Annotated in this window: 14 protein-coding genes; 5 read left to right on the top strand and 9 right to left on the bottom strand. The window is 70.6% G+C overall.

Annotation, left to right across the window (positions count from 1 at the left end; translation table 11 throughout):
* Positions 1 to 34 precede the first annotated feature (34 nt).
* The gene (locus ACFQV6_RS30240) at positions 35 to 1,933 is read left to right on the top strand and encodes an FAD-dependent oxidoreductase (RefSeq protein WP_378031026.1); all 1,899 of its coding nucleotides are present in this window, start codon (positions 35 to 37) and stop codon (positions 1,931 to 1,933) included.
* Positions 1,934 to 1,960: 27 nt separating this feature from the next.
* Here ACFQV6_RS30240 and ACFQV6_RS30235 read toward each other — a convergent pair whose 3' ends face one another.
* From ACFQV6_RS30235 to ACFQV6_RS30220, 4 genes are read right to left on the bottom strand one after another with little or no spacing between them, the layout of a single operon-like run.
* The gene (locus ACFQV6_RS30235; protein WP_378031025.1) at positions 1,961 to 2,836 is read right to left on the bottom strand and encodes a shikimate dehydrogenase; all 876 of its coding nucleotides are present in this window, start codon (positions 2,834 to 2,836) and stop codon (positions 1,961 to 1,963) included.
* 59 nt (positions 2,837 to 2,895) lie between these two features.
* Positions 2,896 to 3,930, bottom strand: a complete 1,035-nt coding sequence (gene dctP / locus ACFQV6_RS30230) for a TRAP transporter substrate-binding protein DctP (RefSeq protein ID WP_378031024.1) — start codon at positions 3,928 to 3,930, stop codon at positions 2,896 to 2,898.
* A 39-nt stretch (positions 3,931 to 3,969) separates the two neighbouring features.
* Positions 3,970 to 5,250 carry a TRAP transporter large permease gene (locus ACFQV6_RS30225; protein ID WP_378031023.1) on the bottom strand — a complete coding sequence of 427 codons (1,281 nt, stop codon included), beginning with the start codon at positions 5,248 to 5,250 and terminating at the stop codon, positions 3,970 to 3,972.
* Positions 5,247 to 5,813 (bottom strand): TRAP transporter small permease, encoded by a 567-nt coding sequence (locus ACFQV6_RS30220; protein WP_378031022.1) that lies wholly within the window; start codon positions 5,811 to 5,813, stop codon positions 5,247 to 5,249. Before ACFQV6_RS30220 ends, ACFQV6_RS30225 begins: the two co-directional genes overlap by 4 nt.
* A gap of 404 nt (positions 5,814 to 6,217) precedes the next feature.
* On the opposite strand from ACFQV6_RS30220, the gene ACFQV6_RS30215 reads away from it, so the two are divergent.
* Positions 6,218 to 7,027 carry an IclR family transcriptional regulator gene (locus ACFQV6_RS30215; RefSeq protein WP_378031021.1) on the top strand — a complete coding sequence of 270 codons (810 nt, stop codon included), beginning with the start codon at positions 6,218 to 6,220 and terminating at the stop codon, positions 7,025 to 7,027.
* Between the two features lie 14 nt (positions 7,028 to 7,041).
* On the opposite strand, the gene ACFQV6_RS30210 is transcribed toward ACFQV6_RS30215, so the two are convergent.
* The 4 genes from ACFQV6_RS30210 to ACFQV6_RS30195 are packed head-to-tail and all read right to left on the bottom strand — an operon-like array spanning position 7,042 to position 11,841.
* Entirely contained in the window at positions 7,042 to 8,091 is a 1,050-nt protein-coding gene (locus ACFQV6_RS30210; RefSeq protein WP_378031020.1) for a Gfo/Idh/MocA family protein, read from the bottom strand.
* A complete protein-coding gene (locus ACFQV6_RS30205; RefSeq protein WP_378031019.1) occupies positions 8,082 to 8,540 on the bottom strand; it encodes a type II 3-dehydroquinate dehydratase in 459 nt (152 codons plus the stop codon). Before ACFQV6_RS30205 ends, ACFQV6_RS30210 begins: the two co-directional genes overlap by 10 nt.
* Before the next feature lie 56 nt (positions 8,541 to 8,596).
* The gene (locus ACFQV6_RS30200) at positions 8,597 to 10,354 is read right to left on the bottom strand and encodes a thiamine pyrophosphate-binding protein (RefSeq protein WP_378031018.1); all 1,758 of its coding nucleotides are present in this window, start codon (positions 10,352 to 10,354) and stop codon (positions 8,597 to 8,599) included.
* A complete protein-coding gene (locus ACFQV6_RS30195) occupies positions 10,351 to 11,841 on the bottom strand; it encodes an aldehyde dehydrogenase family protein (RefSeq protein ID WP_378031017.1) in 1,491 nt (496 codons plus the stop codon). Before ACFQV6_RS30195 ends, ACFQV6_RS30200 begins: the two co-directional genes overlap by 4 nt.
* Before the next feature lie 192 nt (positions 11,842 to 12,033).
* Between ACFQV6_RS30195 and ACFQV6_RS30190 the strand changes: the two genes are divergently transcribed.
* Together ACFQV6_RS30190 and ACFQV6_RS30185 are read left to right on the top strand one after the other, a co-directional pair.
* Positions 12,034 to 13,212 (top strand): CaiB/BaiF CoA transferase family protein, encoded by a 1,179-nt coding sequence (locus ACFQV6_RS30190; protein ID WP_378031016.1) that lies wholly within the window; start codon positions 12,034 to 12,036, stop codon positions 13,210 to 13,212.
* On the top strand, positions 13,209 to 14,021 hold the full coding sequence (locus ACFQV6_RS30185) for a citryl-CoA lyase (RefSeq protein ID WP_378031015.1): 813 nt from the start codon (positions 13,209 to 13,211) through the stop codon (positions 14,019 to 14,021). The genes ACFQV6_RS30190 and ACFQV6_RS30185 overlap by 4 nt, the downstream gene beginning before the upstream one ends.
* A 44-nt stretch (positions 14,022 to 14,065) precedes the next feature.
* Here the strand turns inward: ACFQV6_RS30185 and ACFQV6_RS30180 are convergent, their stop codons facing one another.
* Positions 14,066 to 16,846, bottom strand: coding sequence for a TIM barrel protein (locus ACFQV6_RS30180; RefSeq protein WP_378031014.1), 2,781 nt, complete (start codon positions 16,844 to 16,846; stop codon positions 14,066 to 14,068).
* A 224-nt stretch (positions 16,847 to 17,070) separates the two neighbouring features.
* On the opposite strand from ACFQV6_RS30180, the gene ACFQV6_RS30175 reads away from it, so the two are divergent.
* Positions 17,071 to 17,733: a TetR/AcrR family transcriptional regulator gene (locus tag ACFQV6_RS30175; protein WP_378031013.1), complete on the top strand. Its 663-nt coding sequence runs from the start codon at positions 17,071 to 17,073 to the stop codon at positions 17,731 to 17,733.
* Positions 17,734 to 17,738: the final 5 nt, after the last annotated feature.

Here is a 17,738-nt window from a genome sequence, read left to right as displayed (position 1 = left end):
CCGGATCCGGAGGAGGATCGCCATCGCCGGAACCGTGAACAGGCCGGTTCTGCTGGGCTCGCCGCTGCGGGTCGGCCGGTTGCTGCTGCGCAACCGGATCGTCGCCGCACCGATGGAGCGCAACTACGGCACGCGCGACGGCCGGGTCACCGACCGCTACATCGCCTACCTGCGAGCCCGAGCGGCCGGCGGTGCCGCTCTGCTGTTCACCGAGGCGACCTATGTCCGGCCCGACGGGCGCGGCAGGGTGCTCCAGCTCGGCGCCCACGCCGAACACGTGGTGCCGGGGCTGCGTGCCCTGTGCGACGCGGTCCACGCCGAGGGGGCGCTGCTCGGCGTGGAGCTCAACCACGCCGGTCGGGTCGCTGAACCGCACGTGTCGGGCTACCAGCCGGTGGCGCCCTCGCCTGTCGCGTACGCCGGGCGCGTTCCCCGCGAGCTGTCCACCGGCGAAACGGCCCAGATCGTGCACGCGTTCGCCGATGCGGCGCGCCGCTGCGTGGATGCGGGCGCCGACGTCGTCGGACTGCATGCCGCTCACGGCTACCTGATACACCAGTTCCTCTCACCACGGACCAATCACCGCACCGACCGGTACGCCGACCCGGTGCGGTTCGTGAACGAGGTGATCGTCGCGGTCCGTGACGCCGTCCCGGACGCACCGCTCGTCCTGCGGGTATCCGCGATGGAGGGGGTACCCGACGGGCTCGACGCCGGGGCGACGCTCGACGCGGCCGCGCGGATGCGGTTGGACCTGGTCGACGTCATCGACGTCTCGGCCGGCAGCTACGAGGCCGGCGAGTGGATCGTCCAGCCGGGTGAGTTCCCGCGCGGTGTGCTGGCGCCGTACGCCGCGCCCTACCGGCGGTTCGGCCGGCTGGTCGCGGTCGCGGGCCGAATCTCCACCGGTGACGCCGCCGAGGCCGTGCTCGCCGGGGGCGCTGCCGACCTCGTCTCGATCGGCCGCGCGCTGCACGCCGACCCGGACTGGGCCCGCACCGTCCTGGACGGCGGCGCCCCCCGGCCGTGCATCGCCTGCAACCAGGGATGCATCGACGTCGTACACACACAGCGGCCGATCTGGTGCGTGGTCAACCCGGCAACCTCGCGGGAGTCCGAGCCCACCCCGCCGCCGGTCACGCGCCGGCGCGTGCTGGTGATCGGGGCGGGACCGGCCGGGTTGGAGGCGAGCCTGGGCGCGGCGGCGCGAGGGCACCGGGTGACCCTGCTCGAGGCGGCTCCCGTCGCCGGTGGCCAGTTCCGCCTGGCGGCCGGCCTTCCCAGCCGCCCGGAGTTCGGCCGGCTGACGGCCTGGTACCTGAGCGAACTGGCACGCGCCGGGGTGGACGTACGGCTGTCGGCACGAGCCGATCCGGCCGTGGTCGCCGACGTCGCGCCGGACGCGGTGATCGTGGCCACCGGCGGCATCGACGCGCTGCCCGCGGTGCCCGGCATCGACCTGCCGCGGGTCGCCGGCGTGCGCGCCTGGCTCGCTCGGAACGGCTCCGGACACGACGGTGCGACGGTGACCGTCTGGGGCGCCGACCGGGCGGGACTCGCGGTCGCCGACGCCCTTGCCGGCACCGGAGTCCGCGTCCTTCTGATCGGTGCCCAGCGGGAACTCGCCCCGGAAGCCGGCCGCCGCGAGAAGATCCTCGCCGTGCCGCGGCTGACCGCGAACCCCGCGGTCCGGATTCTGCTGGGTACCACTCTGGAGGGGATCGAGCCGAACCGCCTCCTCATCGGACGCGACGGATCCCGCGAATGGATCGACGAGTCCGGTCCGTTGCTGGTCTCACAGGGCACGGTGCCGGCACCGGTCGTGCTCGGATCCGGAAACTGGCAACGGTTCACGGTGGGCGAGGCCGGCTTCGGTGCCTCCGCCGACGCCGCCATCGCTCAGGGCGCCGCAGCAGCCCAGGCGATCCGCTGACCCGCCCCGGCCCGGCGACAGGGGGGATCAGCGGCCGGACCGCAGCAATTCCTCGGAGTCCGCGAGCATCGTTGCGGCATCCGCGGGAACCCCGGTGAAGTGCTCGAACGCGGCAACCGCCTGGTAGACGCTCATCCCGGCGCCGGGCAAGGTCGGTGCGCCGGCCGCGCGCGCCGCTTGGAGCAGGGCGGTGTCGGCCGGCCGGTAGACGATGTCGGCCACCCACATGTCCTTGCGCAGGTCGCCGGGCGCGACAGGTGAGCCCGGATGGTGTGCCATCCCGATCGGGGTGGTGTTGATGACGCCGTCGGCGCCCGCCAGTAGCCCGGTCAGGTCCGCGTGCGCGCCGACCGCGATCCGGTCGTCGCTGAACTCGCCGGCGAGCAGCGCAGCGAGCCGGTGCGCCTTGGCGGTGTCGACGTCGACGAGGGTGAGGTGGCCCGCGCCCAGGGTCAGCATGGCGTGCGCGACCGCGGATCCGGCCCCGCCGGCGCCCAGTTGCACCACCTGATCTCTGGGCGCGGCGGGAAAGTTCCGATCGAAGTTGCGTGCGAAACCGACGGCGTCGGTGTTGTAGCCGCAGGTGGCGCCGTCGGCGAAGACCACGGTGTTGACCGCCCCGAGGGTTCTCGCCTCCGCCGAGAGCTGGTCGAGGTGCCGGACGATCTGCTGTTTGAACGGGTAGGTGACGTTGAGTCCTCGATAGCCCAGTTTGCCGGCCCAGCGGAGCAGACCAGGAAGGTCGTCGGCGGTGAGGCCGTACGCGTCCGAGTCGATGATCGTGTAGAGGAGCCGGATTCCCTGCCGGTCCGCCTCACGCTGGTGCAGCAGCGGTGAGTGCGACGACCCGATGCCCGACCCGATCAGCCCGGCCAGGACATGCGCTTGTTGAGGGCTGGTCACCCGTACCTCTTCCAGGGCTTTGGTTTGGGGCCGGCGGATCGCCGGCCCCCTTGCCTCGGTCAGGCCGACGCCCGGATGCTCTTGTAGAGCTCCAGGTTCTCGCCGGTGTAGTGGGTGTTGAAGAAGGCTTCAGCCTTGCTGATGAACGCCGCCCGGTCGACCTGGTCGATCTCCACGACGGTGCGGCTGGAGTCACCGCGCCAGCCGTCGAGGACCTTCTCGGTCTCGTCGTCGACGCATTTGCGGTTCTCGGCGCGGATCTCGTGGATCGCCTTGAACAGCGCGTCCTTCTGCGGCTGGCTCATCTTGTCGAGGGTCTTGTCGGACACCACGACGTAGTGGGCGCCGACCTGGTGGTTGGTGAGGCTGGCGACCTTCAGGATCTCGTCGAACTTCTGCGCGTGGGTGGCCACCACCGGGTTCTCCTGGCCCTGCGCGATGCCCTGCTGCAGCGCGAGATAGAGCTCCTCGACGGCGATCGCCACCGCGTTGGCGCCGAGCGCCTCGGCGTTGGCGAGGAACTGCGGCGTGTTCGGGAAGCGGACCTTCAGGCCGGCGAGGTCCGCCGGCTTGCGGATCGGCTTGGTGGCGGTGAACGTCCGCATGCCGAAGTACCAGGCGTCGACGATGGTGGTGTCGGTCGCCGTGTTGAAGTCGGTGAAGAAGTCCTTGCCGTTCTGGTCGACCCACTTGAAGAAGTGGTCGATGTCGTCGAACGCGTATGCCGCGTCGAGCACGCCGATCTGCGGGAAGGCGGTGGACATCGCCGAGCCGCCCTGCAGGTCGATGTCGATGTCGCCGCTCTGCACGCCGGCATAGCGTTCGGCGTCCGGGCCGAGCTGGCTGTTGGGGAACATGTCGATGGTCAGGCCGAGGTTCTGTGCCTCGATCCGCTCCTTGAGCAGCTTCATGCCGCAGTAGTAGTTCGGCTGGCTCTCCGGCTGAGAGCTGCCGATCTTGATCGTCAGGGTGGGGTTCTCACCTTCGGCGGCAGGGGTGTTGCTCGAGGTGGAGCACCCTGCGGCGAGAACGAGCGCTATCGGAAGGGTGAGCGCCGCGGTGATGCGGCGCCACCCTGCTGAACGTTGGTGCATGGCGTTTCTCCTCCCGGTGTGGGATGGCGGGCCGGTGGGTCAGAATCCGAGGAGGCCAGGTAGCCAGAGCACGAGGCCGGGCAGCGCGGTGACCAGGATCAGCACGGTGACCAGGGGAATGAGGAACGGGGCGACGCCACGGAAGATGACGTCGACCGGTTTGCCGGTGACGGAGCTGGTGATGTAGAGGACGCTGCCCACCGGCGGGGTCAGCAGGCCGATCATCAGGTTGATGATCATGACTACGCCGAAGTAGATGGGGTCGATGCCGAGGTCCATCGCGATCGGCAGCAGGACCGGCACCGTCACGAGGATGATGGCCGTGGCGTCGATCAGGCAGCCGAGGATCAGCAGGATGATGTTGACCAGGAGCATGAAGACCCAGGGGTTGTCGGAGACCGACGTGAGGAACTCGGCGACGTCACGCGACACATGGGCCCTGGTGAGGATCAGGCCGAGCAGCGCCGCGGCACCGAGGATCAGGGTGATGCCGGCGGTGATGACCGCGGTCTCGCGCAGCGCCTGAAGCAGCAGCCGCGGCTTCGCGGTGCGGTAGATCAGGCCGAGGATGAGCATGTAGAGGACGGCGACGGAGGCCGCCTCGGTGGGGGTGAACGTGCCGGAGAGAATGCCGCCGAGCAGGATCACCGGCGTCAGCAGGGGACCCACGGCGTTCACCGAGGCGCGAGTGAACCGGTTGCGATCGAACGGCACCGAGCCGAACTGGGGCCGGCGCATGGTCCAGATCAGGATGTAGACGCAGAGTCCGATCGCCATGGCGAACGCGGGCAGGACGGACGCGGCGAAGAGGGCGCCGGTGGAGACGGTCGCGGTCGCCGCGTAGATGACGGCCGGGATGCTGGGTGGCATCACCGGGCTGATGAGCGACGACGACGCGGTGAGCCCGGCGGCGAATCCGGCGGGATAGCCGGCCTTGATCATCGCCGGGATCTGCATCTTGCCGAGTCCGGCCACGTCAGCGAGCGCGGATCCGCTCATCCAGGAGAAGCCGACCGCGGAGCCGACGTTGACGTAGGCGAGGTTGCCGCGCAGCCGGCCCAGCGCGGCCAGGCAGAACTCGTAGAGCCGGTCGGCGATGCCGAGCCGGTTGGCCAGCACACCGACGAGGATGAACAGCGGAACGGCGAGCAGCGGGAAACTGTTGAGGCCGTCGAAGGTGGTCTTCAGGGCGAAACCCTCGGAGCGGCCGTCGGCGAGGGCGTACCAGAGGCTGGGGCCGATGAAGGCGAGCCCGACCGGGACCCGGATGAGCAGCAGGAAGGCGATGGCGACGCCGACCATCCACAGTTCGAGGATCATCTCGCCTCCGCCGCGTCGAAGGGCACGTCCTCGCGGGCTGCGGTGAAGACCCTGATGAAGGCCCGCACAGTGCCGGAGGCGAAGCCGAGCATCGGGATGGCGTAGAGCGTCCAGATCGGGATGCCCAGGGCGGCGGTCGTCCGGGTCGGGTAGGCCTGGATCAGCGCCCACGCCTCCCAGACGAGCGCCGCGCAGATCAGGCCCGTGAAGGCGGCCGACACTGCTTTGACCACGACGAAGGCCCGGCCTTTGACCACGTAGTCGATGATCTGGATGGTGATGTGGCCGTTGTTGCCGATCAGGTAGCCGACCATGATGAAGGTCAGGACGATCAGTGAGTAGTTGGCGAGTTCGCCCACGCCCGGCCAGTTGAGCGCCGGCACGTAACGGCTGATCACCTGCCACAGGACGCTGAGGAAGATCGTCGTCAGCGCCAGGCAGGCGATCCACAGCTCGATCGCCGCCCAGGTGCGCAGGACTCTCGGTTCGCGCCACTGCTGCTCCGGCCCGGATTCCGGGGGAGGCTGCGGGCCGTCGGGGGAAACGACGGTGTCAGCGGCCATCGGCCATCGCTCCCAGCACATGCTCCGGCCGCCGGCAGCGCGGGCCGGCGATGCGGGACGGGGTGGTCAACAATGCGCCCTCGCTCTCAGATGTATGTCTGTCGCGACACGAGGTGCCGCGGGGTGGCCGCCACGACGGCGACCGGAACTGAACTTCGCGATCCGCCCGGGTGTTCTCGGATGTGCCGTCTCGGAGCGCCGTCCCAGGGACAGCTGACCGCTAGTCGGACCAAATGGACCACTGTGTGGACTAGGTGTAAAGTACGGGCGGCTAACGTTCCTGGCAAGGGCTTGAGTCCTGACCGTTACGGATATGTGAACGGCGGGCCCCGGAAGCGAGATCGTGGCGATGCAGGAAGGATGGTCAGCGGACCATTCCCGGGATACGAGGAGAGTGCAGCATCGTGGACGCGCCCCCCACCCCCCCTTCCGCGGCCAAGCCTTCCCCGGCGGAGGCCGCCGATCAGCAGGGCGTGCGAAGCGTCCAGCGCGCGCTGGGCATCCTCGGCCTGCTGACCGACGACCGGCCCCGGCTGTCGGTCCGGGAGATCGTGGAGGAGACCGGTCTCGCCAAGACCACGGTGCTCCGGCTCGTGTCGACTCTGGAACAGAGCGGCCTGCTCTGGGCCACCGGCAGCGGATACATGGCGGGACCGGGACTCTGGCGATGGGCGCATCTCGCCCGCCGGAGCTGGGAGCTGCCGCCGGAGACGCAGCGCGGGATGCGTGAGCTCGCCGCGCGCCGGCGGGAGACCGTGAACCTGTATGTGGTCCGCGACATCTACCGGGTGTGCGTCGCTCAGCAGGAGAGTCCTCAGCCGCTGCGGCACGTCGTCCAGGTCGGTGACGAGCTGCCGATGTGGGCGGGCGCCTCGTCCAAGGTCCTGCTGCGCGACGCCACCGACAGCCTTCTGCAGCGGATCGCCAAGCAGTCGCCGCACGGACCGCAGCATGCGGCGGCGATGCGCCGGTGGATCGACGAGACGGCCACCAAGGGGTACGGCGAGAGCCACGGGGAGCGCGAGGACGGCCTGTCGGCCGTGGCCGTCCCGATTCTCGGGCAATCGGGCAGTGTCGTCGCCGCTCTGGCTCTGAGCGGGCCCACAGTCCGCTTCACCCCCGATCTGGTCACCGAGTTCGCGGCCGACCTGCGGCAGATGGCTCAGCAGATGACCGAGCGTGGCTTCGGCAGGCCCTTCGACAGCCGGGGCTGACCACTCCCTCCCTGTCACGACGGCAACTCCACGGCCGAGCCGGTACGCGACGACTCGTAGACCGCCTCGACGATCGCCAGCGACCGGAGCGCGTCACGACCGGTCACGGCCGGCTCCCGGCCTTCGCGGAGTGCGGCGACGAAGTCAGCGATCTGCGAGGCGTGGTACGGCGCGAGGTGATCGTGGATCTCGGCCAGCGGGATGTCGAACGGCCGGCCGGCGGCGTACCCGCTGGCGAACGCCTCCTCGCCGGGCAGAGTCCGCACATCGGTGAAGCCGACGCCCTCGGGAAACTCCATCACGCTCGCCGTACGGCCGTGCGCGTCACTCACCCACACCTGCACGCCGAGCCCGGGCTGGAAGGTCGTGCCGGCCTGGATCGTGGCGACGCCTCCGGAGGCGAACTCGACGAGGGCGGCAGCGGTGTCCTCCACCTCGATGATCCCCTGGTGGACGAGGGTCGCGCATCGGCCCGTCACCCGCCGCGCGGGACCCATGAACCACTGGAGCAGGTCGATGTGGTGGATCACCTGGGTCATCAGGACCCCGCCGCCCTCCGTCGCCAGGCGGCCCCGCCACGGCTCGGCCCGGTAGTAGTCCGGGCCCCGGTTGAGGCGGGCCACGACAGCACCGCAGATCGGCAGGCCCATCCGCCCGTCGTCGATCGCCGCACGGATGCGTGCCGCGGGCGGCCAGAACCGGCGCTGGAAGAGGACACCGAAGCGCACCCCGGCGGCAGCGGTCGCGGCGATCATCCGCTCGGCCTGCTCGACCCGGAGAGCGACGGGCTTCTCGCAGAGCACGTGGGTGCCGTGACGGGCGGCCGCGAGCACCCCGGCCTCGTGCTCAGCGTGCGGGGTGCAGATGGTGACCGCGTCGAGGCCCCCGCCGAGCATCTCGTCCACGTCGCCGAACGACTGGCCGACGCCGTGTTCCGCGGCGAACGCGCGAGCGCGCGCCGCGTCGATGTCGGCGACCGCGGCCACCTCGACGCCCTCGACACCACGCAGCGCACCGACGTGGTTGCGCGCGATCCGGCCGCAGCCGATGATCCCTATCCGCACGGCCGGTCACCCCCGGACAGGTGAGTGGCCAGGCCGCGCATCCCCATCTCGTAGACCTCCGCGCCGAAACCGGCCAGGAATCCCCACGCCGCGGCCGCGGTCAGCAGATCCCGGTAGAGCGGTTCCCGGCCCAGCACGTTGGTCAGATGCACCTCGACGATCGGCTTGTCCACCATCCGCAGCGCGTCGTAGAGGGCGACGGAGCGCGTGGACAATCCGGCCGGGTTGACGAGGATCGCCGCCGACTCGTCGTATGCCTGGTGCACCCAGTCGATGAGCTGCCCTTCGGCGTTGGACTGGGCGAAGAACAGATCGAAGCCGAGTTCCTCGGCGACCACCCGGCATCGGCTCTCGATGGCGGCCAGCGTCACCCGGCCGTAGAGGTGCGGTTCCCGCCGGCCGAGCATGTCGAGGTTGGGACCGTTGAGGATGAACAACCGCTCCGCCACGGGCTGCATCGCCTTCTACATCCGGAGCCGGCGGACCGGACCGGGCACCCGGGTAATCACTCGAAGACGCCCTGGTAGATGTCCTTGATGTTCCAGTGCCCCGGAGTCGGCACCGGTTCGTTGACCATCGGCACGTCGATGACCGCCGGCCGGCGCGCGGCGAGGGCGGCACGCAGCGCGTCGCCGAAGTCGCCGGCGCTGGTCAGGGCATAGCCGTCGGCGCCGCAGGCGCGGCCGAGTGCGGCGAAGTCCGGGCTGTACGAGGTGCCGTCCGGCCCGGTGAAGTCGCAGCCGAAGCTCTGCCCGAAGTTGGCGGCCTGCAGGTCGCTGATGGTGCCGTGGGACCGGTTGTTCATGACCACGAAGATGACCGGGGCACCCTGTTCGACGGCCATCGGCAGGGCCGGCAGCTGGGCGCTCATACCGCCGTCACCGATCAGGGCGACCACGGTACGGCCGGGTTGCGCGATCTGGACGCCGACCGCCGCGGCCGGGCCGAAGCCCATCGTCGAGGCGCCGCCGGGCGTGATGAACCGCCCCTGCTCGGGCAGTTCGTAGCACTGGGCGACACCGTTCTTGTTCCAGCCCACGTCGGTCACCAGGACCGCGTCGGCGGGCAGGATCGCCCGCAGGTCGGTGAGGATGCGTTCCGGGCGCAGCGGGAAGTTGTCGCTGGTACCGCGTTCGCGGCTGTCGGTGAACAGGGTGCGGCGGGTGGCGGTGACGGTCTCCCGGAGTCCTTCCCGGCGCCGGGGCTGCGGCCGGCGGGCGCGGACGGCGGTGTCGATCGCCTGCACGGCGTGGGTGACGTCGGCGACCGCGCCGATGTCGACCGGGTAGTTGCGGCCGATCTCGGCCGGGTCGATGTCGATCTGGATCAGCCGGCCCGGCGGGAACTGCCAGGTGTAGCGGGAGTCCCAGGAGCTGGCGTCGGTCTCGGCGAACCGGGTGGCCAGGGCGAGGACGACGTCGGCCTCGCGGGTGTATTCGTTGGTCATCTCCAGACCCCAGAAACCCGGCATGCCGAGCAGCAGCGGATGGCTGTCGGGCAGCGTCCCCTTGGCCATCAGCGAGTGCACCACCGGGATGTCGAGATGCTCGATCAGCGAGCGCAGCGCTTCCAGCCCCGGCCCGCGGCGCAGGCCGCCACCGATGTAGACGAGGGGCTTTTCGGCGGCGAGCAGCATGTCGGCGATGCGATCCGCGACGTCGGCGGCCAGCGCCGGGCGGTGCGGTACGGCGAGCGGGAAGGCGCTGCCGGTCCCGCCCGGAACCTGCCGGGAGAAGTGGTCCATCGGCACGCTGAGCAGCACCGCGCCGGGCCGGCCGGCCGCCGCGGTCCAGAAGGCTCGTTCGGTGAACCGGGCCAGGTCCGCGGCCCGGTGCACCTGCCAGGCCCGCTTGACGAACGGCCGGTAGATGGCCGTCTGATCGGCATCGGCGTGCAGGTTCACCTCCTGATGCGGGTGCCGGCCGTGGTAGTAGGACGGGATATCGCCGGCGATCGCCACCAGCGGCACCGAGTCGAGAGCGGCCGTGAGCACGCCGGTGACCCCGTTGGTGAGGCCGGGACCGACGTGCATGAGCACCACGCCCGTGCGGCCACTGGCCCGGGCGTATCCGTCGGCGGCGTGCGCGGCGGCCTGCTCGTGGCGGGCGATGACGAACTCGATGCTGCTGCGCCCGATCGCGTCCAGCAGGGCGATGTTGGTGTGCCCGCAGGTGCCGAAGACGTACTCGACGCCATAGGACTCGAGCTGGGTGACCATCGCCTCGGCGGCGGTCACGGTCTTCTCATCCGATTCGATGGTCATCGAGCGTCCTCCTGGTCGCCGAAGAGGGAGATCCCGCGCAGCACGAGGGTCTTGACGACGGTGTAGTCGTCGATCATCCAGCGCGGTGCCTCACGGCCGAAGCCGGAGTCCTTGACCCCGCCGAACGGCACGTGGTCGAGCCGGTAGTTCGAGGAGCCGTTCACGATCAGCCCGCCCACCTCGAGCTCACGCCACGCGGTGACGATGCGCCGCACGTCGTGGGTGAACAGGCCGGCCTGCAGGCCGTAGCGGCTGTCGTTGCAGGTGGCCAGCACCTCGTCGAAGCTGTCGAACGGCTGGACCGCGACGGCGGCACCGAACACCTCCTCGCGGATCAGGCGGGCATCCGGCGGCGGGGACGCGACGACGGTGGGTATCACTGTCGCTCCGTCGCGGCGGCCTCCGGTGGTGATGGTCGCGCCGCCGGCCACCGCCTCGTGCGCCCACGAGACGACGCGTTCAGCCGCGCCGTCGTCGACCATCGAGCCGACGTCGGTGGCCGCGTCGAGGGGGTCCCCGACCGTGAGCTTCTCGACCTCGAGGGTGAACGAGCCGAGGAACTCCTCGTACCGGCTGCGGTGGACGTAGACGCGCTGCACCGAGATGCAGCTCTGCCCGGAGTTGCTGTAGCCGGTGGCGGCGCAGACGCGGGCCGCGGCGCCGATGTCCGCGTCCTCGCAGACGATCGTCGCGGCGTTGCCGCCGAGCTCCATGACCAGGCGTTTGGCTCCGGCCGACCGGGCCACCGCGGCACCCGTCTCCGGGCTGCCGGTGAAGCTGATGACACCGACCTCGGGTGCGGAGCTCAGGGCCGCACCGACCGGGCCGCCGCCGTGCAGCACCTGAACCGCCTCGGGCGGCATCCCGGACTCGAGCAACAGCCGCACCACCGCCGCGGACGAAGCCGGTGCTTGCGGCGGCGGTTTCACGATCGTCGTGTTACCGGCCGCGAACGACGCGGCCAGCTTGTGGGCGAGCAGGTTGGCGGGCGCGTTGAACGGAGTGATCGCCAGCGCGACACCGACCGGGGCCCGGTGGGTCAGCGCCGTGTTGCCCACTCCACGGGCCCAGCCCGCCACCGGCAGGACCTCGCCGCCGATGCGGCGCGCCTCGGCGGCGGACACGGCGAAGGTGTCGGCCACCCGGTCGATCTCGTTACGGCCGTCCTTGACGGGTTTGCCGAGCTCCAGAGCGAGCAGGCGGGCCAGCTCGTCCCGCTGGGCGAGGGCTTCGGCGGCGGCGCGTTCCAGCACATCGGCGCGCGCCGCGGGCGACATCCGGGCGACCGCGCGGGCGCCACGGCGCGCGTACCGCAGAGCGACCTCGACGTCGTGATCGGTGGCCTGCCGGGTGGTGCTGACGACGGCCCGGGTCCAGGGACCGACGCGGTCCGCCCGCTGCCCGTCGCTGACCCACTCACCGGCGATCAGGCATCCGACCGTGGCCGGGGCGTCATCCGGGACGGCACGGCCAGGGTTGTCAGTCATCGCCACTCCTTAACGTGGACCGCGTGGCAGTACATATGGACCGCTCTGTGGACTAGGTGTAACGTACGGGCCGCGAGGTCCCCGTGGCAATGCCTGGTTGCGCAGTTGTTTCGTGGATGTGAGAGTCGCGATGATCCGCCGCCTGACCGCCATGCCGGGCTCTCGCCCGATGACGACCGAGGGGCACGCCTCATGGATGACGACCGACCATTGCACGGCGTCCGGATCCTGGACCTGACCAACGTCCTGGCCGGCCCGTACTGCAGCTACCACCTGATGCTTCTCGGCGCCGAGGTTGTCAAGATCGAGAGACCCGGCGAGGGCGATCTGGCCCGCAAGCTGGGCCCCGAGCCGGAGTTGAACCGGGCGGCGATCGGCGCTTCCTTCCTCGCCCAGAACGCCGGGAAGAAGTCCGTCGAGCTCGACCTCAAGGACACCGCCGACCGCGCGACCTTCGAGTCGCTGCTCGGCACCGCCGACGTCCTGCTGGAGAACTTCCGGGCCGGCGTCCTGAGCCGGATCGGATACAGCTGGGAGGTGCTGCACCGGATCAACCCGCGCCTGGTGTACTGCGCCATCTCCGGGTTCGGGCAGACCGGGCCGATGCGCCAGGCACCCGCGTACGACCAGATCATCCAGGGCTTGTCCGGCATGATGAGCGTGACCGGCACGCCGGAGACCGCCCCGCTACGGGTCGGTTTCCCGGTCTCCGACACCATCGGGGGCCTGGTCGCCGCCATGACGATCGCCGCCGCGCTGGCCGGGCGGGCGAGAACCGGGAAAGGCGCGTGCCTGGACGTCTCCATGCTGGAGACCTCCCTGTCCGCGATGGGATGGGCCGCGTCGAACTTCCTGGTCAGCGGCGTCCCACCCGAGCCGATGGGTGACCAGAACGCCACCGCCGCGCCGTCCGGCACCTTCCACACCGCGGACGGGCCACTCAACATCGCCGCGAACCGGCAGGAGCAGTTCGCGACCCTCTGCCGGATCATCGAGCGCACCGACCTGCTCAGCGACGAACGGTTCGCCGACCGCGAGGCACGCAAACAGCACCGGGCCGCACTCAACGACGAGATCAACACAGCGTTGCGCCGCCGCCCGGCCATCGAGTGGGAACGCGCCCTGTCGGCGGCCGGCGTGCCGGCGGCCCGGATCCTCACCGTCCCGCAGGCGATGGAGCTCGACCAGCTGAAGGCCCGCGGTTTCCTCACCGACCTGGAGTTCCCCGGAGATCCGGACCGGACGTTGCAGGTCACCGGCAACGGGGTGCTCGTCAACGGCGAGGCTCTGCGCCCGCAGTCGCCGCCGCCACTGCTGGGTGAGCACAACGACGAATTCAGGACCACCGCGAACGAGGTGACGGCACCATGAGCCAGGATCTGCCCGAGCCGACTGTCCGGGACGTGTCCGACTGGTGGTCGACCAGCGTCTCCCGGATCGAGCCCAACCGCATCGAGCTGCGCGGGCGCCCGGTGCAGGACCTGATCGGCTCGATCAGCTTCGCCGGGATCATCTGGCTCATGCTCCGCGGCGAGACACCCACCCCGGGCCAGGAGCGACTGCTCGAGGCGGCCCTCGTCTCCTCGGTCGACCACGGGCCGCACGCACCGTCCATCGCCGTGGCACGCATGGCGGCGACCTGCGGCATCGGCCTCAACAACGCCGTGGCGACCGGCGTCAACCTGCTCGGCGACGTGCACGGCGGCGCCGGCGAACAGTGCATGACGCTGCTGGCCGACGTGCGGCGCCTGCACCAGGAGGGCGCCGACCTCGCCACTGCCGCCGAGACGACCGTCGGCGCCTGGCAGGCCCGCTCGAAATACCTGCCGGGCTTCGGGCACCGGTTCCACTCCGTCGACCCCCGCCGGGATCCGCTGGTCGGTCAGGTCGAGCAGGCCGTTTCCGGCGGCGTCGTGGACGGCTCGCACCTGCGTGCCGCCCAGGCGATCGAGCAGGTCCTCGCCGTCGGCCGCAGCCGGCCCGTGCCGATCAACATCGACGGCTGCACCGCTGTCGTCTACGCCGAACTGGGCTTCCCGCCGCCACTGGCCCGCGGGCTGTTCGTCCTGAGCCGCAGTGTCGGCATCCTCGCCCACGCCTGGGAGGAGACCGGGCAGGGCCGCCGGAACAAGGGCCCGATGCCGCCGTCCATCCTGCCCACCTTCACGGACGGCGCCTGACCACGCGGCTCTGCTGCCATGCGCCACGGCACCGGCCGGCACGGCTAGGCCGCGTCGGCCGGTAGCCGGTGCGCCGGTGCGCCGTCGAGGCGGCGGCGAGCCGCCGCGACCGCCAGGCGGGCGTGTTCCTTGGCCCCGATCTGCGCCACCAGCTGGGCCCGGGGGATCTCCAGGGCGTACGGGAGACCGGGCGGCAGAGCTGCCAGGATCCCGTCGACGTCGATGCCGCCCTCCCCCGGGTAGAGCCGTTCGAACCGCGCGGTGTGTATGAGTTCCTCCCTAGTGGGCGGCACTCCAGGCGGCGCGTCACAGACGTGGGCGAAGTGGAACCACTCGGCCGGCAGCTCCCGCAGATCGGCCACGCTGGAGCCGGATCGGGCGAAGTGCAGCAGGTCGATCAGGATGCCGGCGTTCGGCTGATCGGCCGCCCGGAGAACCCGGACCGCCTCGGTGAGATCCGGTGTCTCGGTCCACGACGGGAACTCCAGATCCACGGTGAGACCGAGCGGGTGGGCCATCTGGCACAGCTGCGCATAGCGGTCGATCTTGCGGTTGCGGTCCGGATCCGGCAGTTGGGCGATGACGTGGCGCGCGCCGAGTTCCGCACCGGCCTCCAGGACACGCTGCAGATCACCCGGGTCCTCGTCGGGGCCGATCCTGGCCAGTTCGATGTCGAGCACCTCGACCCCGGTGGCGGCCAGGCGTACCTTCGTCGTGCGCATCAGCGCCGGATCGGTGGCCAGCGGATAGTGCGGCTCGATCGGCGTGACCCGGGTCAGGCGCAGGCCCACGTACCGGTATCCGGCGTCCGCGGCGGCCTCGACCAGTTCGGGTGGGGACAGGCTCAGCGCCGTCAGGTGAGCCAGTGAATAGTCGTGCTCTCGACCGTACGTCTGCTGTGGGGTTTCCCTGAGCCGCCGCAGGCGACGTTGCCGGTGTGCGGCCATCCGCACCGGTGCGCTGGTCACGGCGCCGTAGCCGGCGTAGTCACCGATGCGCTGCACCACCTCGAAGAACAGGCGGGAACCCAGCATCTCGGTGTAGAAGTGCAGGTACTCCCCGCCGGCGTCGCAGTCGTAGAGGATCGAGTGCTCGCGCAGCGTCGCGAGCAACTCCGGATCCGGGGCGAGCCGGGCGTCGAGGTCGTCGTAGTAGTTCTGCGGAATGCGCAGCACCGGCGCGCCGAGCTCGCGCATGGCCTTGGCGGCGGCGATCACGTCACCGCTGGCGAAGGCGATGTGCTGCGGGCTCGGCACCGCGGGCGCCCAGGAGCCGCGGCGCAGCGGCGCCGTGTTGAGGGTGATCCGAACCGTGTGCTCGGTGTCGGTCGCCGACCGGCTGCGGAGCAGGCCGAATGGTGCGGCCAGTTCCGTCGTCTGGCCGGACCGCAGACCCAGCACCGTGCGGTAGAAGAGCGCGACCTGGTCGAAGTCGTCGACCGGCTCGGTGAGGGCGATGTGGTCGGTCCTGGTCACCAGGCCGTCGGTGCGGGCCTGGCTGCCGGTGGGCTCGAAGTCGGCCAGCCAGCTGTTGCCGTCCGCGCCCGCGCGGCAGAAGAAGACGGCCGTTCCGTCGGGAGCGGCCACCGAGCTCAGGTCGGCCTCCCCCGGTTGACGCACCCGGGGGAGCACCGGAGCGAGCAGCCGGTCGGCACGCTGGGCCGAGCTCGCCGGATCGCTGCTCTCCACGCCGAGGGCGCAGATCGCCGCGGTACCGGGCGGAACCGTCCGCTGCGGCGCGAAGTTGAGCAGGATCCGGGCGTCGCTCTGCTGCCACAGCTGCACCGGCTTGGAGCGGTGCTGCCCGGTCCGGGTGAAGCCGAGGGCGGTCAGGGTACGGGCGACGACCGGGCCGGACACCTCGTCGACCGCCAGCTCGGTGAACATGTGACCGCCCAGACGCGGAGCCGGGGGCAGGCCGGGTGACCGCAGCCGCCGCTGTGCGACCGGCGGCGCGCCGGCACTGACCGACTCCTGCAAGGCGAGCAGCGAGCGCATCCCGTCGATGGCGGCGTGCCGGGGATCGGCCTGGCGGTAGACGTCGTTGAACACCTCGAGCGAGAGCGGGCCGTCATAACCGGTGGCCAGGACCTGGCTCACCAGGCCGGTCAGGTCGAACGAGCCGAGGCCGGGAAAGAGCCGGTGGTGCCGGCTCCACTCCACCACGTCCATCTTCAGCCGGGGAGCGTCGGCCAGCTGCAGGTGGAACACCTTCGATCCCGGCACCACCCTGATCCCGGTGGTGTCGTCGCCCCGGGACAGCACGTGGAAGCTGTCCAGGCACAGGCCGAGGGCGGGGTGGTCGGCACGCCGCACGATGCGCCACGCGTGGGCGTACGTGTTCACGAACCGGCCCCAGGCCAGTGCCTCGTACGCGATCCGGAGCCCGCGCCCCGCGGCGCGCTCGGCCAGCTCCCGCAGCTGCTCGGCGGCCAGTTCGTCGTCGTCGACAGCGTCGGCCGACTCGGACGACGAGACCAGCATGGTGCCGGCGCCGAGCTGCTCCAGGATGCCGAGCTTGTGTTCCGCACGGCGCAGGTTGGCCCGGAACGTGTCCGGCGGGACGGCCTCGAAGTCGCGGAACGGCTGGTAGAGGTCGATGGTCAGGCCGCGGCGCGCGCACTCCTGCCGGACCCTCGCCGGCGACCATGCCGACGCGATGAGGTCGCTCTCGAAGATCTCGATCCCGTGGAAGCCGGCCGCCGCCGCGGCCGCGAGTTTGTCCTCCAGGGTCCCGGACAGGCAGGCGGTCGCGATCGTCAGGTGGGGTCCGGTGGACGGTCCGGCGGCCGGGCTCCGAGCAGCATCATGATCAGCGATGAGCATGGTGCACTGCCTTCCTCGATGGCTCCGCCCGGCGACGAGACCGGGCTCAGCGATGCGCCGATGGGACAACGGAAGGTGATTGCCGGCGGGGCTTTCGCACCAGGTGCTTGCCCCGGCCCGCAATGTATGTACTAGTTAGTTAGTTAGTTATACTCGCCGAGCCTCGGATGAGGAAGGGCCGCAAACCTCGGACTAAGGTGAATCTTCGATCCGAAGGAGGGTCATTGGCCACGCAGACGCCGGACTCGCCAGCAGCAGCGGCACCCGCCGCGCGCGACCCTGAGCGGACCCGATCCGAGATCCTCGCAGTCGCCACGCACGAGTTCGCCGACAAGGGTTTCGCCGGTGCTCGCGTCGACGAGATCGCGGCGAAGACCCGCACCACCAAACGGATGATCTACTACTACTTCGGCGGCAAAGAGGGCCTGTACATCTCGGTGCTCGAGCAGGCGTACACCGGAATCCGCGCCCTGGAACAGCAGGTGGACGTGGAGCACCTCGACCCGGCCGAGGCCATCCGGCAGCTCACCGCCCTCACGTTCGACCATCACGAGTCGCACCCGGACTTCATCCGGCTGGTCAGCATCGAGAACATCCACTACGCCCGGCACATCGCCCGGTCCGAGATCCTGGCGGGCCTGGCCAACCCGGCGCTGGACGCGCTGACCCGGATCCTCGACCGCGGTCGCGCCGCCGGCCGGTTCCGCGGCGACGTCGACCCGATCGACGTACACATGATGATCAGCGCGTTCTGCGTCTTCCGGACCGCCAACCGGTACACCTTCAACGCGATCTTCAAGCGGGACATGCTCGACCCCGCCCGCCGCGACCACTACCGGGCGATGATCGGTGACCTCGTGCTGGAGTACCTGACCGCGTCCCGCTGAGCGCT

The organism is Actinoplanes sp. GCM10030250 (assembly GCF_042666575.1).
Classification (GTDB): domain Bacteria; phylum Actinomycetota; class Actinomycetes; order Mycobacteriales; family Micromonosporaceae; genus Actinoplanes.
The sequence above is the reverse complement of the archived record's forward strand: the minus strand, read 5'-3'. Positions and strand labels throughout refer to the sequence as shown.